This window comes from Paraburkholderia sp. DD10 (assembly GCF_049177125.1).
Classification (GTDB): domain Bacteria; phylum Pseudomonadota; class Gammaproteobacteria; order Burkholderiales; family Burkholderiaceae; genus Paraburkholderia; species Paraburkholderia terricola.
The window spans coordinates 2139749-2159233 of record NZ_CP185393.1; the positions used below are offsets into that span (position 1 = coordinate 2139749).

The 19485-nt window shown below is 58.5% G+C and carries 19 protein-coding genes, 2 tRNA genes and 1 pseudogene; 5 read left to right on the forward strand and 17 right to left on the reverse strand.

Annotated elements, in window-relative coordinates:
- Positions 1 to 18: 18 nt before the first annotated feature.
- A complete protein-coding gene (locus ACOCG7_RS24825) occupies positions 19 to 483 on the reverse strand; it encodes a hypothetical protein (protein WP_421377756.1) in 465 nt (154 codons plus the stop codon).
- Positions 484 to 648: 165 nt separating this feature from the next.
- On the opposite strand from ACOCG7_RS24825, the gene ACOCG7_RS24830 reads away from it, so the two are divergent.
- Positions 649 to 1221 (forward strand): hypothetical protein, encoded by a 573-nt coding sequence (locus ACOCG7_RS24830; RefSeq protein WP_421377758.1) that lies wholly within the window; start codon positions 649 to 651, stop codon positions 1219 to 1221.
- Positions 1222 to 1575: 354 nt separating this feature from the next.
- On the opposite strand, the gene ACOCG7_RS24835 is transcribed toward ACOCG7_RS24830, so the two are convergent.
- The gene (locus ACOCG7_RS24835) at positions 1576 to 2094 is read right to left on the reverse strand and encodes a hypothetical protein (protein WP_421377760.1); all 519 of its coding nucleotides are present in this window, start codon (positions 2092 to 2094) and stop codon (positions 1576 to 1578) included.
- Positions 2095 to 2519: 425 nt separating this feature from the next.
- Here ACOCG7_RS24835 and ACOCG7_RS24840 point away from each other — a divergent pair, with 425 nt between their 5' ends.
- From ACOCG7_RS24840 to ACOCG7_RS24855, 4 genes are all read left to right on the forward strand, one after another.
- Positions 2520 to 3116 (forward strand): recombinase family protein, encoded by a 597-nt coding sequence (locus ACOCG7_RS24840; protein ID WP_421377762.1) that lies wholly within the window; start codon positions 2520 to 2522, stop codon positions 3114 to 3116.
- Positions 3117 to 3133: 17 nt separating this feature from the next.
- Positions 3134 to 3460, forward strand: a complete 327-nt coding sequence (locus tag ACOCG7_RS24845) for a hypothetical protein (protein WP_421377764.1) — start codon at positions 3134 to 3136, stop codon at positions 3458 to 3460.
- Positions 3461 to 3670: 210 nt separating this feature from the next.
- A complete protein-coding gene (locus ACOCG7_RS24850; protein WP_421377766.1) occupies positions 3671 to 3859 on the forward strand; it encodes a hypothetical protein in 189 nt (62 codons plus the stop codon).
- Between the two features lie 304 nt (positions 3860 to 4163).
- On the forward strand, positions 4164 to 4349 hold the full coding sequence (locus ACOCG7_RS24855; protein WP_421377768.1) for a hypothetical protein: 186 nt from the start codon (positions 4164 to 4166) through the stop codon (positions 4347 to 4349).
- Between the two features lie 367 nt (positions 4350 to 4716).
- On the opposite strand, the gene ACOCG7_RS24860 is transcribed toward ACOCG7_RS24855, so the two are convergent.
- From ACOCG7_RS24860 to ACOCG7_RS24930, 15 genes and pseudogenes are all read right to left on the reverse strand, one after another.
- Entirely contained in the window at positions 4717 to 6702 is a 1986-nt protein-coding gene (locus ACOCG7_RS24860; protein ID WP_421377770.1) for a hypothetical protein, read from the reverse strand.
- A gap of 76 nt (positions 6703 to 6778) precedes the next feature.
- Entirely contained in the window at positions 6779 to 7363 is a 585-nt protein-coding gene (locus ACOCG7_RS24865; RefSeq protein WP_421377772.1) for a hypothetical protein, read from the reverse strand.
- A gap of 239 nt (positions 7364 to 7602) precedes the next feature.
- Positions 7603 to 8937: a KAP family P-loop NTPase fold protein gene (locus ACOCG7_RS24870; protein WP_421377774.1), complete on the reverse strand. Its 1335-nt coding sequence runs from the start codon at positions 8935 to 8937 to the stop codon at positions 7603 to 7605.
- 128 nt (positions 8938 to 9065) lie between these two features.
- Positions 9066 to 10532: a tyrosine-type recombinase/integrase gene (locus tag ACOCG7_RS24875; protein ID WP_421380555.1), complete on the reverse strand. Its 1467-nt coding sequence runs from the start codon at positions 10530 to 10532 to the stop codon at positions 9066 to 9068.
- Positions 10533 to 10562: 30 nt separating this feature from the next.
- Positions 10563 to 10814: pseudogene (locus tag ACOCG7_RS24880) on the reverse strand (DUF6538 domain-containing protein); the annotation flags it as partial.
- An 86-nt stretch (positions 10815 to 10900) separates the two neighbouring features.
- Positions 10901 to 10977: transfer RNA gene (locus ACOCG7_RS24885), tRNA-Pro, on the reverse strand.
- 63 nt (positions 10978 to 11040) lie between these two features.
- Positions 11041 to 11454: a MerR family transcriptional regulator gene (locus tag ACOCG7_RS24890; RefSeq protein ID WP_073430548.1), complete on the reverse strand. Its 414-nt coding sequence runs from the start codon at positions 11452 to 11454 to the stop codon at positions 11041 to 11043.
- A 46-nt stretch (positions 11455 to 11500) separates the two neighbouring features.
- Positions 11501 to 11911 (reverse strand): integration host factor subunit alpha, encoded by a 411-nt coding sequence (locus ACOCG7_RS24895; RefSeq protein ID WP_028200202.1) that lies wholly within the window; start codon positions 11909 to 11911, stop codon positions 11501 to 11503.
- A gap of 69 nt (positions 11912 to 11980) precedes the next feature.
- Positions 11981 to 14416, reverse strand: coding sequence for a phenylalanine--tRNA ligase subunit beta (gene pheT, locus ACOCG7_RS24900; protein WP_244744849.1), 2436 nt, complete (start codon positions 14414 to 14416; stop codon positions 11981 to 11983).
- A gap of 143 nt (positions 14417 to 14559) precedes the next feature.
- Positions 14560 to 15573 carry a phenylalanine--tRNA ligase subunit alpha gene (pheS, locus tag ACOCG7_RS24905; protein WP_244744847.1) on the reverse strand — a complete coding sequence of 338 codons (1014 nt, stop codon included), beginning with the start codon at positions 15571 to 15573 and terminating at the stop codon, positions 14560 to 14562.
- A gap of 158 nt (positions 15574 to 15731) precedes the next feature.
- A complete protein-coding gene (rplT, locus tag ACOCG7_RS24910; RefSeq protein ID WP_006052502.1) occupies positions 15732 to 16091 on the reverse strand; it encodes a 50S ribosomal protein L20 in 360 nt (119 codons plus the stop codon).
- A gap of 29 nt (positions 16092 to 16120) precedes the next feature.
- The gene (gene rpmI, locus ACOCG7_RS24915) at positions 16121 to 16318 is read right to left on the reverse strand and encodes a 50S ribosomal protein L35 (RefSeq protein WP_006052501.1); all 198 of its coding nucleotides are present in this window, start codon (positions 16316 to 16318) and stop codon (positions 16121 to 16123) included.
- Between the two features lie 247 nt (positions 16319 to 16565).
- Entirely contained in the window at positions 16566 to 17090 is a 525-nt protein-coding gene (gene infC, locus ACOCG7_RS24920; RefSeq protein ID WP_073430551.1) for a translation initiation factor IF-3, read from the reverse strand.
- Positions 17091 to 17139: 49 nt separating this feature from the next.
- Entirely contained in the window at positions 17140 to 19047 is a 1908-nt protein-coding gene (thrS, locus tag ACOCG7_RS24925; protein WP_244744845.1) for a threonine--tRNA ligase, read from the reverse strand.
- Positions 19048 to 19297: 250 nt separating this feature from the next.
- Positions 19298 to 19374 (reverse strand) — tRNA-Val (locus tag ACOCG7_RS24930).
- Between the last annotated feature and the right edge of the window lie 111 nt (positions 19375 to 19485).

A 19485-nucleotide genomic window follows, 5' to 3' on the forward strand; every position in this document is an offset into this window, starting at 1 on the left:
CGTTTGAATTGGGAACGATTAGCGCAGGCCGTTACGGGACGCAGTGGCGTCGATAGGATGCATAGCGGCCTCTCGGCGTTGAAGGTAGTCCGCGTACTCCTGTTCGTACCGGCGCGTAGAGCGTTCGTAGTCATCCGGGCGGGCCGGGCACGGGGCGGCGACTGCTCCGGGCGTGGACTCAGTGGTATGGTGCACCGAGCCGAGCATCTGTGCGGACTGTACCAGGGCATCCACTACATTGCGGAGCGTCGCCACGGCATTGAAATCGAGCGGGTCTGCCGTGAGCCGCGTAGCAGCCAGCGTCAGGGCTTCGGCCCTGCTGGGTTGGTTCATGGCTTCCAGCTTCTTGGTGACGGCCTGTAGGGCCGAAACCTTCACGCTGACCGCTGCGCGAAGGTCGCTGGCGATCTCGTGGAGGGCCTTGCCGATAGCCTTGTCCTCCGCCTCGCGGCTTGCGAGAGCGTTGAGGTCGGGGAGATTCATAGATGCGCGTTGATAGGGGGTGGTGTTCACAAGTTGGTTTCGAATAGTGAATTGATGAAACAGGACAGCCGTCGCCTAGTGGATGTTCCCCCCCACAAAAAGCGGATCGCCTGGACTACCAGAGACCCGCTCAAAGAGAGGCGCAACATACGAACGACAGACATGATGAACGTGACCATCCAACGACGATGGGAATACGATGGTCACGTGAAACTTGGGTTATCCGCTAGCGGAATTCTGTTAAGGGCCGGTGATATGCTCATTGGCATAACTCTTACAGACCACCTCGGGGATTACATGAAAAGAACGCTTATAGCTGCCGCAGTCGCGGTCCCGGCTCTGGCTGGATGCGTCACGTTCGGGCAAATGGATGCGGGGATGCAGGAACTACAAGGCCGGACAATCGAAACTGCGGTTCGAGTGCTCGGCTACCCTTCCGGCGAGCGGCTGGTAGCTGGTATGCGCATTGTCCACTGGGGCCAACGCACGGGCGGATTGATGCCGTTCACGAGCGTCTCGCAGAATTCCGGGAGTGGCTACGCCGGGACGACCTCGTTCGGATATTCCGGTACGACAACCACGACTCAATACATGCCGGTCCAATATCACTGCAACATAGACTTGCAAATCAGTGACGCGGGCTTGGTCGTGGGTGGAGAGTTCGAGGGCAATCTCGGCGGTTGCTCGCACTACATCAAAGCGATGAACGCGTACCGGAAGTCCATCGGGAAAAGCTAGATACGATCGACTTGGAGCCGTCGGAAATTTGCAGGCCTCACCTTGCAGAAGCCGTCTCACGGGCGGCATCCTGGCAGCCCAATCGACCGCGCTCAGGCTGTTTAGGATATCGGTAGTCGGTGAGGTGTGCAGGACACCGAGAGAGAAGACGCGCAACAATCGGCTCCTTCACGGTTTTCGTGGTGAAGGACCCGCTCTCACCGGCCAACTCTCACAGATCAAACCCTAACGCAAGGGGTTCAAAGGTACCGCATGCTGTATAGGGTCCTCTACCCTGTGCGGAGTTATTCCTCCCCGGCTCGCGAAGGTTTATGGGCACAGCGCGAAATACTCAGTCCTCTATCGTGTGCCGAGTTACTCGTCCTTCCGCCGTTGATTGAATTCGCGGAGCTTCATCAAGCGCTCCATGGGGCTCAACGATTCGTCCCGCAACAGGTCAGCCTGATAATCACGGCTCGGCGGCACATCATCACTGTCATGCCGATCCACTAAACGGGCCACACTGCGCTTGACCTTCTTTCGATACCAGTCCTGGATTTTCCGCTCGACCCAGGTAGGCCCTTCGCGTCTCGGGGCACTCGCGCGGAATGCGCGGATATTGAGGTTGCGCCTCCGGGATTCTTCAGCGCGTGTCTTCTGCCCCTCGCGATGCTTGGCGACGTCAGCAGCGCTCATGCGGAAGTTCTGGAGACAGTAGGTGTCGCTCGCTAGGCTCTTACGTTTCACATAGCCGCGTCGATTGGCGTCCCGTGACTTCTCGGGATTCCGTGCGCGAGCCTCACGGGCCTTGCGCTGGAAACACTCCCGGCAGTCCAGCGAATACGCGGATTTCGTCCACAGCGGGTATTTCACATTGCGGTAGAACGAACTCACGTGTTTCTCGGTGCGGCACGTGCGACATAGGAGTGTCACTGGGGGCTTCCAGTCCGTGGAGATACGGGTCAACATTTCATAATATGGAATGATGGATTAGGTGTAGACGCGTGCGAGTGCACGCGCATTTGGCGTGGCGGTGGCGCTAAGTCCGGTCGCTCGCCCGCAGCGGTGGGGTTTGCCCCGAACATGACCCTCCGCACCGTCCAGGTCGCGGGGAACCCTGCGAATCCCTTGGAATGCGCACCGACAACGGCATGTCGCAGTGGACCGGCGCGTACATCAAGGGCGAGGGGCCGTTCCCCAGGGGTATACCTGTGCGAAACGATCTTAAAGTCCAAAAAATAGTTCCATTAGGGTTGACAGTATTTTCGGAACACCTATAATTCGGAACACCAATTCAACGGAACGGGGTGAAGCGAAACATGAGACGCATCTATTACGGGCGGGTATCCACGCTCGATGGACAGACCGCCGCGAGCCAATACGCGGACGCAGCCGAACGCGGCATAGAGAAAGATGACGTGTTCATTGATGAGGGGGTGAGCGGGTATCACGTCCCGCCACTGGAGCGAAAACAGTGGCAGCACGTAGAGCGTGATTTGCGGAAGGGCGGCGTGCTGGTTGTGCGGTGGCTCGACCGAATCTCGCGCCGCTACGACGAACTGCACGACACGATGCAGCGCCTCATGAAAAAGGGTGTGCGCGTCGAATGCACGCTCAACGCAATGGTGTTCGATGGGCAGGAGACGGACCCGCTACGTAAGGCGGTGCGCGAGGCTCTACTTGCCTTCATGGCAGCACAGGGCGAGGCGGATTATCGGAACCGGCGCGACATGCAGGCGCGAGGCATAGCGATAGCGAAGGACGAGGGGAAGTACAAGGGCCGCAAGCCTGCCGTGGATTACTCAGAGGTACGGGCGTACCACGCGGAACACGGGGGCTCCGTGCGCTCGCTTGCGGAACATTTTGGCGTAGGCGTGGCGACCATTTCCCGCGCACTGAATGCAGCGAACGACTAACCACTAAAGGACGAATCATGAACGCAACCAACACTAATCAACTTCCCGCCCATGTCGTCGCTGCGATCTCCAGCGCCGCCAGTGCCGCTTCACGCATCTTGAAGCGTGATTACGGTGTGTCGGTCACCGCAGGCCGCCTGAAGGTGCAGGGTATCGCGATTGCCAGCCAGGAGAGCGCCTTGACTGGGCGTCACCCGCACCCCGACCGCGCAGCCCAGTTAAAGGAAGCGATGGTCGAAGCACTGACGGAGCACTACGTGGACGCCGCGAAGTCCGCGCCTACTTCAGTGCGCCTACTCACCAGGGCTGAAGAGTGGACTTTGCTTGAGCGCGTAAGGCACTAAGACCGCGCAAAGCTTCACCCGGTTTCGAAGTGACCCAGGCTCGCCGCAAGGCGGGCTTTTTTTGCGCCCAGCAACTGCGGGAGCTTCCTTTGCCCGCCCCCGGAACCGCTCGGGGAGGGGCACGGGGGGAACCTGGCTCGCGCGGCGGCGAACACCCTGTCACGCATTTTTGGGGCAGTTTTTAGTCCGACGCTGACTGGAACTGACACCATGAACGAAATGAAGATGAGTAGTAAAGAGATCGCGAGCCTCACGGGCAAGCGCCACGACAACGTGAAGCGGACCATCGACACGCTGGTAGCCCAAGCCGTCATCGAATCTCCACAAATTGTGGAGATTCCGACGAGAACTAACACAGGAAAGGAATACCTCGTAGGCGAGCGTGACTCTCCTACGTGATCGTCGCCCAGCTATCCCCGCAGTTCACAGCGAAGCTCGTGGATCGCTGGCGGGCTCTCGAATCCGGCGAAGCGAAGCCACTGGGCTACTTGCCGGGGTTCGATGAGCGGGGCACGGCGTGAGGTTCGACGCCCAGCGACAGCATGGAATCCCTTGACCTTCCTCAAGACCGTCGGAGAGGGTGCGGGGGAATTCTGGCTCGGCGGCGACGAACACCCTGTCACGAATTTTCGTGGGTAAAATGAGCCCGACTATCCAGCAACCCAAACAATAAGCAAACGCGCGCGCCTCTCAGGAGTGGCCCATGAACATAAAGCAGCTTGAAGCCGATATCGACAAGATTCACGCTGAAACGATGAGGACGTTTGAACGCAATAAGTCTCCTTGGGGCTTCTTGAGAGACTTCGGGGCATTTATCGCCGGGGCCGTGACATTCGCGGGCATGGTCGCGGTGCTTTCCGTGCTGTATGTTCACCTTCACCCCCACTGATACTTTCTGGTATCGACCATACGTAGCGTCTGCCTTTCTCTATAGGACTATGTGCGCTATCTTCGCGAGCCTTGCTGGGCAAGGGTTCGCGCCCAGATATTGTTGTCTATGGAGTCTCAAAGCCGTCGCTGGTTACACCACCCAGAAGCAAACATTGGGTCGATCCAAGGGGTATGTGGTCGAGACAGCACGGGACGTCTTCCGCTTCTCATGAAGCGTCAGGTCGTCTCCGTGAGGTTCTCTTAGTCACACATAGTGTCTCTCCTGCTCTATAGGGTCGTGTGCGTTATCCATGAAACTCTTACTGGGCAAGGCTTTGCGGGCCATCAAAAGATAACGAACATAGTCCTATAGAGAAAGGTCAACGCTATACGCGGACCATCGAGCGCCCCTCTCTGCGCCAAGTGCCGCACTCGCGCTCCATGGCGTCACGTCCCGTCTCTATGACGCGCCGGGTCAACCGGTCTCCCCAGCGTTGCACCGCGCTCGTCAACGCGTCGTCGTTCAGCTTCTTGAGCGAGACCTTGTTGACGTTGCTCGGCTGGTTCGTCAGATACTGCTCCAGTGCTTCCGCCACATCAATCACGGGATCGGGCGCGGAGACCCACTGGACTCCTGGCATCACTTCGCGCAACCAAGTGCGGACCTTCCGGGTCGAGGTCGCGTTGGGCAGGTGCATGACCATGCGGCACGCCTTGCCGTTGTCCATCGTGCGACTGGACCCTCGGGCGCTCGCCTGGTAGATCGCTGATATGGTCTCCGACAGGTGGACGGCGGAAACCTCGGCGGTGGTCGTCGCGAGCGAGATGTCCCGGGCTTGGCCGCGCATCTGCGCGTGGACCGCTTCCCGAGGCAGAAATTGCAGCCCTGCCAACACCACGGTCGTGCAAAACTTCAGGTCAGAGCGTGACGTCTCCTGTCCCCAAGTGAGGAAGTTGATGCGCGGCCTGAGACTCCCCGCGTTTGCTCGGTCCACTTCTGCCTTCAGCGGAATTCGCTCATCGGGATCAATGCCAGCGCGGCGCAAGCCGTCTCGTAGAATGCCCTCATAATCCATGGCATTCCGGCCTTCCCGCGTCTTGAATGTGAACACCAGCACGTGCTCATCGGGTGGCGCGGACTTCACGGCGTTCACCACGTATTCGATGAAGCGCCCCGGACCCTTCGTGTCTAGGTCGGCGGTCACGGATTCGCGGCCTGCGGCGAGATGCGTGTGACGAATAGTGACGTTCTCAAAGGTCTTGATGCGGGCGTCATAGCCAGCCAAGGCGTCCCTGAGCGTCCGATCGTACTGATACAGCATGCGCACCCGGAACGAAGCGTCCAGGACCGCCACGCCCTGGATACCGTCATCGAGGCACGGGCGGAAAGTCAGGAGCGCATCAGCGTGGCCTATGCCCGTCACAATGGTGTCGGTACCGCACATTTCGATGAAGTCACGCAGGGTTTGGGTGTGCGCCCGTAAGTCCTTTACGGACTTGGACCCGGATGTCCTGCGGAGGGCCTCGGTAACCTCACGGAGATACTGCTCGCGCTCCTCGTCCAATAGCTCAATACGGAACGGCTTCGGCTCGCATGCCTTGCCCGCGTCGGCGGCCTTGGCTTGGCGACCCAATTCCGACTCCACGGTGCGCTCAACGCCGTTTAGGAAGTCACGCGCGGCACCAGCGTCCAAGCGTCGCTTGGCGGCGTCGATGGCATCCGCGAGGTCGAGCCACGTCATGGCCTTCCCTTCCGACCGAAACATGGCCTCGTCGTTAATGAGCAGCGACCGTGGAGCGCCTTGGTAGTGATACCAGTCTAGAGCGTTTCCGTTCTTTACTCGCATGTGCGTGCACAACAAGATGGGCTGGGTATGCGGGTCAGCATCTGGAGCCATGCTGGCTTTACCATCGGGCGGACAATAACCGGGCGAGGGAGCGTGGCAGTCCCAGGTTTCACTTGCCGGGTCCAAAGCGTAGTTATGGAACAGACCAATGCTCTCGCGTGGAATACCGGCCCTCACCATTTCGCGAACCAGATCACAGAGCGATTCAACCTGCTCGCAGGCAATGGCGACGGAGAGCCTCCCGAGACGCCCAAGGCGATGCGCGGCGGCGCACCAGGCGACTATCGCTTGCGACTTGCCGCTACCGGTGGGAGCTCCGAATGCTCGGCGGTCCCGGGAGCCCTCCGCGAGGCGGGTGAAGCCGTCCAGCATCATATTGAGGGCTTTGCGATGGTCCGAGCCCAGCCGGTTCCCATAGGCTTCCAGGCGGGTGCATAGGATGTCCAGGGCAAGACTGGTGAGTTGCATACCAGGCGCGGGGAAGCCCGCTAACTCAGTAGGGGCGAGTTCTTCGGTTGTCGTCATGATTGTCGCGGTCGTAAACGGAAAACAGCCCCCGGAGGGGCCGTTATGTTGGAGTAGGGTTCTACCCTGTGCGGAGTTAGTCGCGCATACCCTCCAACGCTTTGATCAGCGGGTCGATAAGTGCCCGTGCATTTTTGGGTGCCGCCTCTTCCTGCTGGATTCGCCGCGCCACTTCGAGCATGAGTTCTGCGCCGCGCTGAAGGCTCGCAGCGGCTTCCCGCATCAGGTCTGCAATCTGGCGGTTATCCGGAGTGCTCACGGCGGCGCTCGGTGTCTCCGGGACTACAACGACCATACTTGGGATAATTTGCTTTGCGCGTCGCGGGCGCTGTGTGGGTTTTTTGTCGCGATTCCAGTACCACTCGCGAAGTCCTAGCGGAAGTCGCCCGTAGCCACCTGGAGAAAATTTCGTCCGCGCATATTGCTCGGCGGCGTCGCGAGCGGTCGCCCCAATCTCTGAGAAACCATTGGCATCGCACCAGTTTCCGAACTCGTTTTCGCCGATACAACTACGACGCCCGAGACGCAGCGCGGTACCTACGTCGTGCCATGAGCGGCGCTCGACGCTTCGGGATGCCTTGATGGTCGCCCACGCATCGCGGCCCCGCGTTATAGACGGGTGCGGGTCGTATTCAGCGAGGTTTGTAAATGCCCCACTCATGGTCAGTATCGCTCACTGTGACGAATCGCGGAGTATCAACTAGGCGCACAGAACGATCGTGAAAGGCCCCGTGCGCTACTCAAGATATCCGTTGGTCACAGGCCCGCTTCCAGCGTCCCGCTTGGCTAAGCCGCGTCAAGATGATCGACGGTATGGAGTGAAGAAAAAGCGACAGGCGGGGCTCGGCCGAATATCGCCTATCGCAGAGCAAAGATGCGCCAAGTCCCGGCTAAAAACGCTTAGGCGCTGAACGATCCCGCCACCGCCACTAGATCCACATACTCTCGTCTGCTTTTGAGATGCGGAGGGTTTTGCCGTAGTGCTCGCTCTAAATCTCGGAGCGTGGAGTTTTGGTCACTAGCAGCCATGCGCTGGGGATCGTCATTCCGAACGATGTCTATGTAGTTGCCAACGAAATCAAACCATGGAATTTGATTCTCACGAAATGACGGGAACGAAGATATGTCTAACGCCTGCTGGTAGGGAAAATTTATTGAGAAATCGGCTCGCCCCTTCAGTGCATTACGCAGCGCAGTGCTCGATGGCGCTTCTTTAAATGCTGCGTAAGCCTCTGCATGGGCAACATAGATCATCGTGAAGAACCCAATGAGTATTACTTCGAGCCTCTCTGGATAAGTAAGCCTTATTGAATCAATTATATCGATGACGCGCTCAAAGTCCCTAACACTCAATTTCAGAGCCCTTGCCATCTGGGACAACACTTTAGAATGTGCATTCTCTTTTAGCAACAGCATCAATGGATTTACGAAAGCATCGTCACGTGCAAGATCGCGACTATCCAACATGTACTGAGCGATATCCTCGAAGTTCGGTGTTTGCAGCCTCGATTCGTGGTCGAAAAAACGACGCAGATATTTGTCGGATTCGAAGCCTTCGCCGTAAATTGCCTTAATAGAGTGTGCCAGTTGCTTCGAGTCTGTTGCGACTATTGTATAGACGTTTTCAACCCGAAAAATGTGCTTAATGTTCTCCAACAATTCGATAGCGTAAATCGGGCGGCATCTATCTAATTCGTCTATTAGCAAAAAAATAGGCAGTTTGTGTGATTTACTTTCGAAGACGGCTTGGGTGACATCACGAAGGGACTTCTTAAACGCTTCTATCGTCGCGTGGAGGTCCTCGGTTTCTTTGAATAAATCCCGCTTCAATTCATCTAAAACATCACCGGACGCGTCTTTAACCGTCTGAGTAATTTTGTCAGTTTCGACGCCCGTATAATGTTTTACTAGCGATATCGCAATGGCAGGCGCCGCAGCCTTCACCACTGCCTTCCCTCGCGCGACCATCGTGCGAACCCTCGCTTTTACACGTGCGCCGCCGTCCAACTTGCTGGTCAGTTCCTTTTGGATTTGAACCATGAACCCAACGAAAGGGTTTGGTGCGTAGTCATTCGCCCAAGCGTCAAAGTAGACCACCGGGTGGCCCTCCGCTCGGAGCATTTTTGCCCATTCCTTGAGGAAGTAGGTCTTTCCCAGTCCCCATTCAGCATTCAGGTTCAATACGAACGATGCATTCTCTTTGACCGAGCTAGAAACTCTATGACGCCCGACCAAAAATTAGTCAAAAAAATTGCAGCCGGTTTTCGATGCAGCTTATCGTCTGCGAAAGGTTCTTTGTCGATTAGCGGAGTGGTGCCCATTGCAGTCCCGGTCGATTAGACATGGTGGAAATCTAGTGTTAGTCAAGCGTCGCTGAATGTTGCAGGGTACGTCAGACGGTCCAGTGCATCCTTCATAATCTTGAGACTCGCTCGAGCGGTGTAGTCTTTGCGCCCGCTGGAGCCGGTCGCAGAGTGCCCGGTGATTGAATCGGCGGTCTCAGTGCTGACATCAACTTCCGCGAGTGACGTGCGAATCCAATGTCGAAACTTGTGCGCCCCTTCGAGTTCGCCTGGAGGCAAACCAACTGCTGCACGAAACTGTCGAAACCATTGCCCAGCCGTGTCGCCAGGCCCCCGAGCACGACCGCACAGGGTCGGCATAGCATTGCCAGTGCCGACCATGACGCCTTCGAGCCAGTTGGCGAACCATGGATCAGCCAGGAGATGCGCCGCCAGCGGAACGACGCGCTCTGATTCCTGAGTTTTCACCGTGCCGGCCTCGGCGGTGATTCGAATCGAGGTGACGCTGCTGCGCGTCTGGAAGTCCTCACGTCGAAGCTGTGCGATCTCGCCGATACGTGCGCCCGTGTGTTGGAGTAATAGCAGCAACGCGCGGCCATCAGTCGGATCGACGTCTTGCCATCTGGGCGTGTCGCTCATGCGCCCGGTGAATAACGCGTGCGAGTACATTAACCTCAGTTGCTCGTCTGTCCATGGCTCGCGCCTCCTAGCCCCGACGTTCCGGTCGATCCTAATGGTGAACGGGATCTTTTCAATCAATCCCTCATCGACTGCGACATTCAGCAGCGCAGTGATACACGTGCCTTGATGCTTTGCTGTCGTATTGCCGAACCCGCGAGCGTCGGCGTCGAGCAGGAAACGGACGAACTGCGCACCCGTCGCGCGAGTCAATTCTTCCAGTGGCAGCTTGCCTACGGCCTGCTCGAATAGATCGAGGGCGCGATTTGTCCGTTTGATTGCCTCGGCATTCGCAGAACGATGTCGCGCCCATAGCGGAACCACTTCGCGCAGAGTCAAGGAAGGAGCGGCTGGTTCCACAGGCATAGCTGTGACTCTTGCAGGGTTTTCGGGCTCACTGGGGGTCTCGATGGGCTCACCCTTGTTGCGCTCACGAACACCCTTCCATGCCCGCACCATCGCCCGGAGAACCTTCTGCAAAGCATTGCGGCCTTCATCCGTGGTCCAGTCCACACGAAGCGATTGAGCGAGCGCCCCACATGCGAATTCTGCTTGGCGCTGTGCAGCATCGAGGTTGCCTAAGCTTAGATCGGTCTGTAACTCAAGCGTGATTTCGTTGTGAATCCGCTCGACGTCCTCGAACTGCTCGCGCGTAAGCGACGCTCCGGTGTTTTTCCAAGTCGGGTTGACGGTTCGACCAGTGAAATAACCCTTCCATCTCCGCGTACCGAACAACTGCGCGAATTGATCCGGGTTATGGCGCAAAACGTCGTCCATCGCAAGAATGGCCTGCTCGGTCTTTCGCACGATGTACACCACCAACTCATCAGTTATTGGGGTGTATGGCATGGGCTGCTTATCTGCTATGAGCTTCGCGAACCGACGCTGATATTCAGCGATTATCGCGTGTGCCTTAGCGGCGGCTTCGCTGCGGTCCGAGGTCCTGAGGCTTGCGCGGTAGGCATCGACGGCGAGCTTGCCGTTCCGTTGCCGAGGCCAGAGATTCTGGACCTCCGTCGGTACTCCGATGCGCAAGTGGTACACGGAGCCGCGAAGGCTAACTCCAGCCGGAAGGGTAACGGGCATGTCTGTCATCTCCGTAGTTTCGCACAGCGGATTGACACACTCCATAGACACAGCCGTAAACGAGAAAGCCCGGTGAGCCTTGTCAGCATTGGCTTTCCCAATACTGGCTTGACTTACCGGGCTATGTCTCTTGGTCGGGGCGAGAGGATTTGAACCTCCGACCACCTGCACCCCATGCAGGTACGCTACCAGGCTGCGCTACGCCCCGAACAGCAAGAAATTATAACAGACACTTTATTCGATTAGAACCGCCGCACACCAACAAAGCGACCTAGCGACCCAACAGGTCGATCACCTGCAGCAATTCCTTGCGCAACTGCTCGACATCAACCGTGGGGGTGGCTGTTGCCGCTGCCGGCATCGCGACGCCCTCGCCTTCTCCGACCATCTCCGCCGACGCAGCGTGTGCCCCACCACCATGTGAGTCGAGCCGGTTGCGCGCACCGTTGATCGTGAAGCCCTGCTCGTACAACAACTCACGAATCCGCCGGATCAACAGCACCTCATGATGCTGATAGTACCGGCGATTGCCGCGCCGCTTGACCGGCCTCAACTGCGTGAACTCCTGCTCCCAATAGCGCAGCACATGCGGTTTCACGCCGCACAGTTCGCTAACCTCACCGATGGTGAAGTAGCGCTTCGCCGGAATCGGAGGCAAGACGACTTTTTCGATCGTCGCTGTCATCGTCAGTTAGCCGTCGTGGTGGGTTGCGCAGGAACGCGCCAGTCGATCAGCGCGTGAAGCTCGCTTCAGCGCCGTTCTCGACCAGTGCCTTCAGCTTTTGACTTGCATGAAACGTCACAACGCGGCGCGCGGCGATTGGAATCGCCTCGCCGGTCTTCGGGTTTCTGCCGGGACGCTGGGGTTTGTCGCGCAACTGAAAGTTGCCGAACCCGGACAGCTTCACGCTGTCGCCACTCTCCAGCGCGTCGCGAATCACTTCGAAGAACGCCTCGACCATGTCTTTCGCTTCCCGCTTGTTGAGCCCGACATTGTCGAACAGCAACTCGGCAAGTTCCGCCTTGGTGAGCGTGGGCGTTTCGGTGGAAACGGCCGCGGGTGATGTCGGAATATCGCGAATCATGGCGCTGCGTTGCGCCGTAAGAAGGGCTTCGAAATCACTCGAGTTCATTTCATTCATATCTATCAAATGGCGCGCCAAGCAGAAACAGAAGTTGCGGAAAAATGCCGTGCAAATATTAAATGCGGGTTATCCACGCAACCTTGCGCCAAATGCTCGAGCCAGACGTTCCACCAGAGTTTGAATGGCCAGATCGACCGTTTCATCCTGAAGGGTTCCGCCAGTATCTTGCAAGGTCACACGGAACGCAAGGCTTTTCTCGTGCACGGCCAGACCACCGGAAGTGTTTGATTTTGGACGGAATTCGTCGAAAATTGCAACCCTCTGAACGGTCTTGCAGGCCTCTTCCGATTGCGCGTTCCCAAGCTCGTCCAGCAGCGCCTGAACTTCGATTTTCTGGTCGACGACCACCGCGATATCGCGACGCACCGGCGGGAATTTAGACACTTCCACCGGCGTGGGCAATACCCGCTGCATTAATGCGTCCGCTTCGATTTCAAACAGAATCGGCGCATGCGGCAATTCATATTTCTGCATCCAGCGCGGATGCAATTCACCAATCCAGCCGACTGCGCGGCCATTCAGTTCGATACGCGCGCAGCGGCCCGGATGCAATGCCGGATGCTCCGCTTTCACGAAGCGCGCCACTGCTGGCGCGAGCACCGCTTCGAGATCTGCCTTCGCATCGAAGTAATCGACCGTGCGCGTGGACGCGCCCCACTGCTCCTCGAGCGCGGCGCCGTATGCGAGCGCGCCGATCATTTTCGGCTGCGCGAACCCTTCGACCGTCAATTCGCCCGCTTTGATCGACGGATCATGCAGGAACACGCGGCCGGCTTCGAATACGCGCACGCGGTCGGCCGCGCGGCGGTTCAAGTTGGTCCGCAACACGTGGATCAGGCTGCCGAACAGCGTGGTGCGCATGACCGACAACTGGCTTGCAATCGGATTCAGCAGACGAACCGGTTTGTCGTTGCCGGCGAAGTCCTGCTCCCACTCGGCGTCCACGAAACTGAAGTTGACCGTTTCCGCGTAATCGCGCGCGGCGAGCGCGTGACGGAGCACGTGGATCGAGCGCTGCGTTTCATGGGTCGCGCGCATTTCGCTGGTGGCGACCGGCGGACGCGCCGGGATCTTTTCGAAGCCGTAGATACGCGCGACTTCCTCGATCAGATCTTCTTCGATTTCAATGTCGAAGCGGTACGACGGCGGCATCACCGAGAACGTATCGCCCACGCGTTCGAACGTGAGGCCGAGGCGCGTGAAAATCCGCGCGATTTCGTCCGCGTCGATCTTGATGCCGATGATGCGATTCGCGCGCGAGACGCGCATCTTCACAGGCTCGCGCTGGGGCACATTGACGATCTGATCGTCGACCGGGCCGGCTTGCCCGCCGCAGATATCGAGGATCAGTTGCGTGATGCGCTCGATGTGCTCGACCGTGGTCGCGTAATCGACGCCGCGCTCGAAGCGGTGGCCCGCGTCGGTGGAAAAATTGTACTTGCGCGAGCGGCCGCGAATGCTGTCCGGCCACCAGAACGCGGCTTCCAGATAGATGTTGGTCGTGTCGAGCGTGACGGCGGTGCTGTCGCCGCCCATGATGCCGGCGAGACTCTCGATATGCTGTTCGTCGGCAATCACGCCGACGCTTTCGTCGAGTTCGACCGTGTTGCCGTTCAAGAGCTTGAGCGTTTCGCCCTTGCGGCCCCAACGCACGTCCATGCCGCCGTGGATTTTGTCGAGGTCGAACACGTGCGACGGACGGCCGAGTTCGAGCATCACATAGTTCGAGATGTCGACGAGCGCGGAGATGCTGCGCTGGCCTGAACGTTCGAGGCGCTCGACCATCCAGTGCGGCGACTTCGCGCGTGCGTTCACGCCACGGATCACGCGGCCCGAGAAGCGGCCGCACAGATCAGGCGCCGAAATTTTCACAGGCAGCGTTTCGTTGAGCTGGACAGGCGCCGGCTTGATCTCGAGCGGGCGCAACGGCGCACCGGTAATCGCCGAGGTCTCGCGCGCCACGCCGAACACCGACAGACAGTCGGCCTTGTTCGGCGTCAGCTTGATTTCGAAGACCGTGTCGTCGAGATTGAGCGTCTCGCGGATGTCCTGGCCGATCGGCGTATCTTCCGGCAGGATCATCAGGCCGCTATGGTCTTCCGAGAGCTTCAGTTCGCGTGCGGAGCACAGCATGCCCTGGCTTTCCACGCCGCGCAGTTTCGAGAGCTTGATCGCGAACGGCGCGCCGCCCGCTTCGGCTGGCGGCAATTGCGCGCCCACCAGCGCGACCGGCACCTTGATGCCCGGCGCGACATTCGGCGCGCCGCATACGATGTTCAGCGTTTCGCCGGTGCCGGCATTGACCTGACACACGTTGAGCTTATCCGCGTCCGGGTGCTTGACGACTTCCAGCACCTGGCCCACGACGATCTTCGAGGTCGGCGGCGCGGCCGGCCGCAGGTCTTCGACTTCGAGACCCGCCATCGTCAACGCGTGCGACAGTTCATCGGTCGTGAGTTGCGGATCGACAAAAGTTCTCAGCCAGGATTCCGGGAATTGCATGGTTCTGTGTACGTTCTGATCAGGTTAGGTCCACGTCCGGCGGTGCGTTTGATCGAGTGATTCATCCACACTGCCGGGGACGCTGGCGGCATGCACTGTGTGCGGTGCCGCGCTCTATGCTTGTCGCGTTCGTACGCGCCGGTTCACGCAAATTGGCGCAGGAAACGCAGATCGTTCTCGAAGAACAGACGCAGATCCTGCACGCCGTAACGCAACATCGTGAGCCGTTCGAGCCCGCTGCCGAAAGCAAAGCCGATGTAGCGCTCGGGGTCCAGACCCATGTTGCGGATCACCGTGGGATGAACCTGGCCTGAGCCCGAAATCTCGAGCCACTTGCCGGCATTCTTGCCCGTTTCGAACAGCATATCGATTTCGGCCGACGGTTCCGTGAACGGAAAATACGACGGACGGAAGCGCACGAGAATATCGTCGCGCTCGAAGAATTTTTTCAGGAAGTCGGTATAGACGCCCTTCAGGTCCGCGAAACTGATGTTCTCGTCGATCCACAGACCTTCGACCTGGTTGAACATCGGCGAATGCGTTGCATCGCTATCCACGCGATATGTACGGCCCGGCACGATCACCTTGATCGGTGGCGTGTTGGTGCGCGCGTAGCGCACCTGCATCGGGCTCGTATGCGTGCGCAGCAGCAGTTGGCGGCCGTCGGCATCCTTGCCGTCGACGTAGAAAGTGTCCTGCATGGAACGCGCCGGATGGTTTTCCGGGCTGTTCAGCGAGGTGAAGTTGTACCAGTCGGTTTCGATTTCGGGGCCGTCGGCCACGTCGAATCCGATCGTACGGAAAATCTGTTCGACGCGCTCCCATGTGCGCATCACCGGGTGCAGGCTGCCGGCTCCGGTGCCGCGACCGGGCAGCGTGACGTCAATGGCTTCAGCGGCGAGACGCTGATTCAGCAACGCGTCGGCCAGTGCCTGACGGCGCGCCGTCAACGCGGCTTCCACTTGTTGCTTGACGAGGTTGATCCGTGCGCCTTCAGCCTTGCGCGTTTCAGGATCGAGCTTGCCAAGGCCCTTCAACAACTCGGTCAGCGCACCCGATTTACCGAGAAAGCGGGCTTTCTCGTTCTCGAGGGTGGTGACGTCGGAGGCTTCTGCGAAGGCTTGTTGCGCGTCGGCGACAATCTGGTCCAGATCCATTGATCCCATCATTTCAACGTCAGTGTTCAATCGATGCAAAACTGGTTCTACCAACAAAAACGGGGCTCGGTGAGGAGCCCCGTTTTTGCTGCAGCGTCACCGAGACTACCGGATGTTCGCTGCAACGAACCACGCAGTGTTAATTGCCCAAAGCGCAATCAGGCTGCAACGGCGGCTTTCACCTGCTGAACGATCGCAGCAAAAGCAGCCTTGTCGAACACAGCCATGTCGGCCAGCACCTTGCGGTCGAGTTCGATCGAAGCCTTCTTCAGGCCGTTGATGAACACGCTGTACGTCATGTCGTGCTGACGCACCGCCGCATTGATACGCGTGATCCACAATGCACGGAACACACGCTTCTTGTTGCGGCGATCGCGGTAGGCGTACTGGCCTGCGCGCATGACCGCCTGCTTGGCGATGCGATAGACGTTATTGCGACGGCCGCGGTAACCCTTGGCCAGCTTGATGATCTTCTTGTGACGGGCCCGTGCGGTAACCCCACGTTTTACTCGAGGCATGTTTCGCTCCTATGAGTTTCGGTTAAGGGTTAAGCGAACGGCAGCATTGCGCGCACGGAGTTCAGATCGGAATCATGAACTGCCGTCGAACCGCGCAGATGGCGTTTGTTCTTGGTGGTCTTCTTGGTAAGAATGTGGCGCTTGAAGGCTTGACCGCGCTTGACGGTACCGCCCGGACGCACCACGAAGCGCTTTGCAGCACTCTTCTTGGTCTTCATCTTCGGCATGACAACTCCATTATTAGATGGATATGGGTGTGCGGTCGGCCAGATGGCCATAACCCGCCCTTCGAAACCCATTCCACTTGGTATGCAGACCACCGATACTGCCGGCAGCCGCTTTTCAGGAAGCGGCGCGCATTGCATAGGCGCCGTTCCGAAACTGCTGATGCCGCGCCGGACACCCGGCACAGCCTTCAATTCAACCGTTGACAACCGGAGCGCACACCACATGGCGCGCCGCCACTCCAGCCGCTTACTTCTTTTTCTTTGGAGCGAGCACCATGATCATCTGGCGCCCTTCCATTTTCGGCATTTGCTCGACCTGACCCACTTCGTCGAGGTCCGTGCGCAAGCGCTCGAGCATGCGCATACCGATTTCCTGGTGAGCCATTTCGCGGCCACGGAAACGCAACGTGATTTTCGTCTTGTCGCCGTCTTCGAGGAAGCGGATGAGGTTGCGCAGTTTGACGTTGTAGTCACCGTCGTCGGTACCCGGGCGGAACTTGACTTCCTTGACCTGGATGACCTTCTGCTTGAGCTTGGCCTCGTGTTGCTTCTTCGCTTCCTGGTACTTGAACTTGCCGTAGTCCATCAAGCGGCAAACCGGCGGAACCGCTTGCGGCGCGATTTCGACCAGATCCACGTCTTGCTGTTCCGACATGCGGAACGCATCAGCGAGTTTCACGATGCCGAGCGGTTCGTTCTCGACTCCGACCAGACGCACCTCGGGTGCCGTAATTTCACCGTTGATGCGGTGCGCAGACTTATCAGTAGCGATGTTACGTTTCCTCTAAAAATTAAAAAAACGAGCCGGGCTGCCAAGTGGCTCAGTTGAACGACTGCACGTCCTGACGCAGACGCTCAATGAAGGTATCGAGAGGCATGACGCCAAGATCGACACCACCACGGGCACGCACGGCTACCGTTTGGGCTTCACGCTCTTTGTCGCCGACCACAAGCAGGTACGGCACCTTTTCCAGCGTGTGCTCGCGTATTTTATAGCTAATCTTCTCGTTGCGCAAATCGGCCTCTACTCTAACCCCTTGTTTTTGCAACGATTGGGCTAGCGACTGTGCGTATTCGGCCTGACTTTCCGCAATGTTCATCACGACGACCTGCATCGGCGCGAGCCAGACAGGCATTGCACCGGCATGGTGCTCGATCAGAATGCCGAGAAAACGCTCCATTGATCCGACGATTGCCCGGTGCAGCATGATCGGCCGGCGGCGGCTATTGTCCTCGGCGACGTATTCCGCGCCCAGACGTTCCGGCAACACCATATCCAGTTGCAGCGTGCCGCATTGCCACGAGCGGCCGAGCGCGTCCTTGATGTGATATTCGACCTTCGGGCCGTAGAACGCGCCCTCGCCGGCCAATTCTTCCCACGTCACGCCGCATGCCGTCAACGCCTCGCGCAGACCCTGCTCCGCGCGGTCCCACGTCTCGTCCGTGCCGGCGCGCGCATCCGGACGCAGAGACAGCTTGATCTCGACATTGTCGAAACCGAAGTCCTTGTAGACGCTCATCGCCAGCGTGTTGAACGCGATCGACTCGCTGATGAACTGGTCTTCGGTACAGAAAATATGAGCGTCGTCCTGCACAAAACCGCGCACGCGCATCAGGCCGTGCAGCGCGCCCGACGACTCATTGCGGTGGCACGAGCCGAATTCCGCGTAACGCAACGGCAGGTCGCGATACGAGCGCAAGCCATGATTGAACACCTGCACGTGACCCGGACAGTTCATCGGCTTGATCGCATAGTCGCGCTTTTCCGATTCCGTCGTGAACATGTTTTCACGGTAGTTCTGCCAGTGGCCCGACGCTTCCCACAGCGAGCGGTCCATGATCATCGGCGTCTTGATTTCGAGGTAGCCGGCATCGTTCACGCGGCGGCGCATGTACTGCTCGACCTGCTGCCATAGCGTCCAGCCACGCGGATGCCAGAACACCATGCCCGGCGACTCGTCCTGCATGTGAAACAGATCGAGTTGCTTGCCGAGCTTGCGGTGGTCGCGCTTCTCCGCTTCCTCGAGCATGTGCAGATACGCGTCCTGGTCTTCCTTCTTCGTCCAGGCCGTACCGTAGATGCGCTGCAATTGCTCGTTCTTTGAATCGCCGCGCCAGTACGCGCCGGCCACCTTCATCAGCTTGAAGACTTTCAGCTTGCCCGTGGAGGGCACGTGCGGGCCGCGACACAAATCAGTGAAGCCGCCATGCGAGTACAGCTTGATTTCGTCGCTGGCGGGAATCGATTCGATGATCTCGGCCTTGTACTTTTCGCCGATGCTCTTGAAGTAGTCCACGGCTTCGCCGCGCGACACCACGCGGCGCGAGACCGGCTCGTCTTTCTTCGCCAGTTCCTGCATGCGCTTTTCGATCTTTTCGAGGTCTTCCGGCGTGAAGGGACGGCTGTACGCGAAGTCGTAATAGAAGCCGTTGTCGATTACCGGGCCGATCGTGACTTGCGCTTCCGGATACAGATCCTTCACCGCGTACGCGAGCAAATGCGCCGTGGAGTGACGAATGATGTCGAGACCGTCTGCGTCTTTTTCCGTGACGATGGCAAGCGCCACATCGTGATCGATCAGCGTGGACGTATCGACGAGCTCGCCGTCGATCTTGCCGCCGAGCGCGGCTTTCGCGAGGCCGGGGCCGATCGAGGCCGCCACTTCGGCGACGGTGACCGGATGCTCGTACTGTCGAACAGAACCGTCAGGCAGACGTATCGAAACCATTTTGTTCTCCGTTGCCGACCGGCGGCGGCACATGCAATCAGGTCAAAAAGCCAAAAAAAATGCGGCCCCGCTTTCGAGGGGCCGCATTCACATTTCCTGCAAACTACAGTGGCGAAAGTGGTCCTCGACTAGCGTCGCTCCGAAGTGGTTTCGGTCAACGTTCGCGGTGCCATAACCGTATTTGCCTTTTGCGCCAGGGCGCTTGCTGCAGTTTGCGAAACCCCGGCGCAAGCCGGAATTTCTCTTTCGTTGGTAGGCTCGATTGGACTCGAACCAACGACCCCCACCATGTCAAGGTGGTGCTCTAACCAGCTGAGCTACGAGCCTGAAGAAACGAGATTATATGGAGCACCACACTGCTTGGCAAGTACTTTTATGCACCGACTTTAAATTTCCAACGACCGCCTAAACAGCCAGCGAACGGCTGCCCCGGCGATG

Coding starts and splice junctions, on each gene's coding strand:
- ACOCG7_RS24825 (WP_421377756.1), bottom strand. CDS start 483: ATGAATCTCCCCGACCTCAACGCTCTCGCAAGCCGCGAGGCGGAGGAC.
- ACOCG7_RS24830 (WP_421377758.1), top strand. CDS start 649: ATGAACGTGACCATCCAACGACGATGGGAATACGATGGTCACGTGAAA.
- ACOCG7_RS24840 (WP_421377762.1), top strand. CDS start 2,520: ATGAGACGCATCTATTACGGGCGGGTATCCACGCTCGATGGACAGACC.
- ACOCG7_RS24845 (WP_421377764.1), top strand. CDS start 3,134: ATGAACGCAACCAACACTAATCAACTTCCCGCCCATGTCGTCGCTGCG.
- ACOCG7_RS24850 (WP_421377766.1), top strand. CDS start 3,671: ATGAACGAAATGAAGATGAGTAGTAAAGAGATCGCGAGCCTCACGGGC.
- ACOCG7_RS24855 (WP_421377768.1), top strand. CDS start 4,164: ATGAACATAAAGCAGCTTGAAGCCGATATCGACAAGATTCACGCTGAA.
- ACOCG7_RS24860 (WP_421377770.1), bottom strand. CDS start 6,702: ATGACGACAACCGAAGAACTCGCCCCTACTGAGTTAGCGGGCTTCCCC.
- ACOCG7_RS24865 (WP_421377772.1), bottom strand. CDS start 7,363: ATGAGTGGGGCATTTACAAACCTCGCTGAATACGACCCGCACCCGTCT.
- ACOCG7_RS24875 (WP_421380555.1), bottom strand. CDS start 10,532: ATGCCATACACCCCAATAACTGATGAGTTGGTGGTGTACATCGTGCGA.
- ACOCG7_RS24890 (WP_073430548.1), bottom strand. CDS start 11,454: ATGACAGCGACGATCGAAAAAGTCGTCTTGCCTCCGATTCCGGCGAAG.
- ACOCG7_RS24895 (WP_028200202.1), bottom strand. CDS start 11,911: ATGAATGAAATGAACTCGAGTGATTTCGAAGCCCTTCTTACGGCGCAA.
- pheT (WP_244744849.1), bottom strand. CDS start 14,416: ATGCAATTCCCGGAATCCTGGCTGAGAACTTTTGTCGATCCGCAACTC.
- pheS (WP_244744847.1), bottom strand. CDS start 15,573: ATGGATCTGGACCAGATTGTCGCCGACGCGCAACAAGCCTTCGCAGAA.
- rplT (WP_006052502.1), bottom strand. CDS start 16,091: ATGCCTCGAGTAAAACGTGGGGTTACCGCACGGGCCCGTCACAAGAAG.
- rpmI (WP_006052501.1), bottom strand. CDS start 16,318: ATGCCGAAGATGAAGACCAAGAAGAGTGCTGCAAAGCGCTTCGTGGTG.
- thrS (WP_244744845.1), bottom strand. CDS start 19,047: ATGGTTTCGATACGTCTGCCTGACGGTTCTGTTCGACAGTACGAGCAT.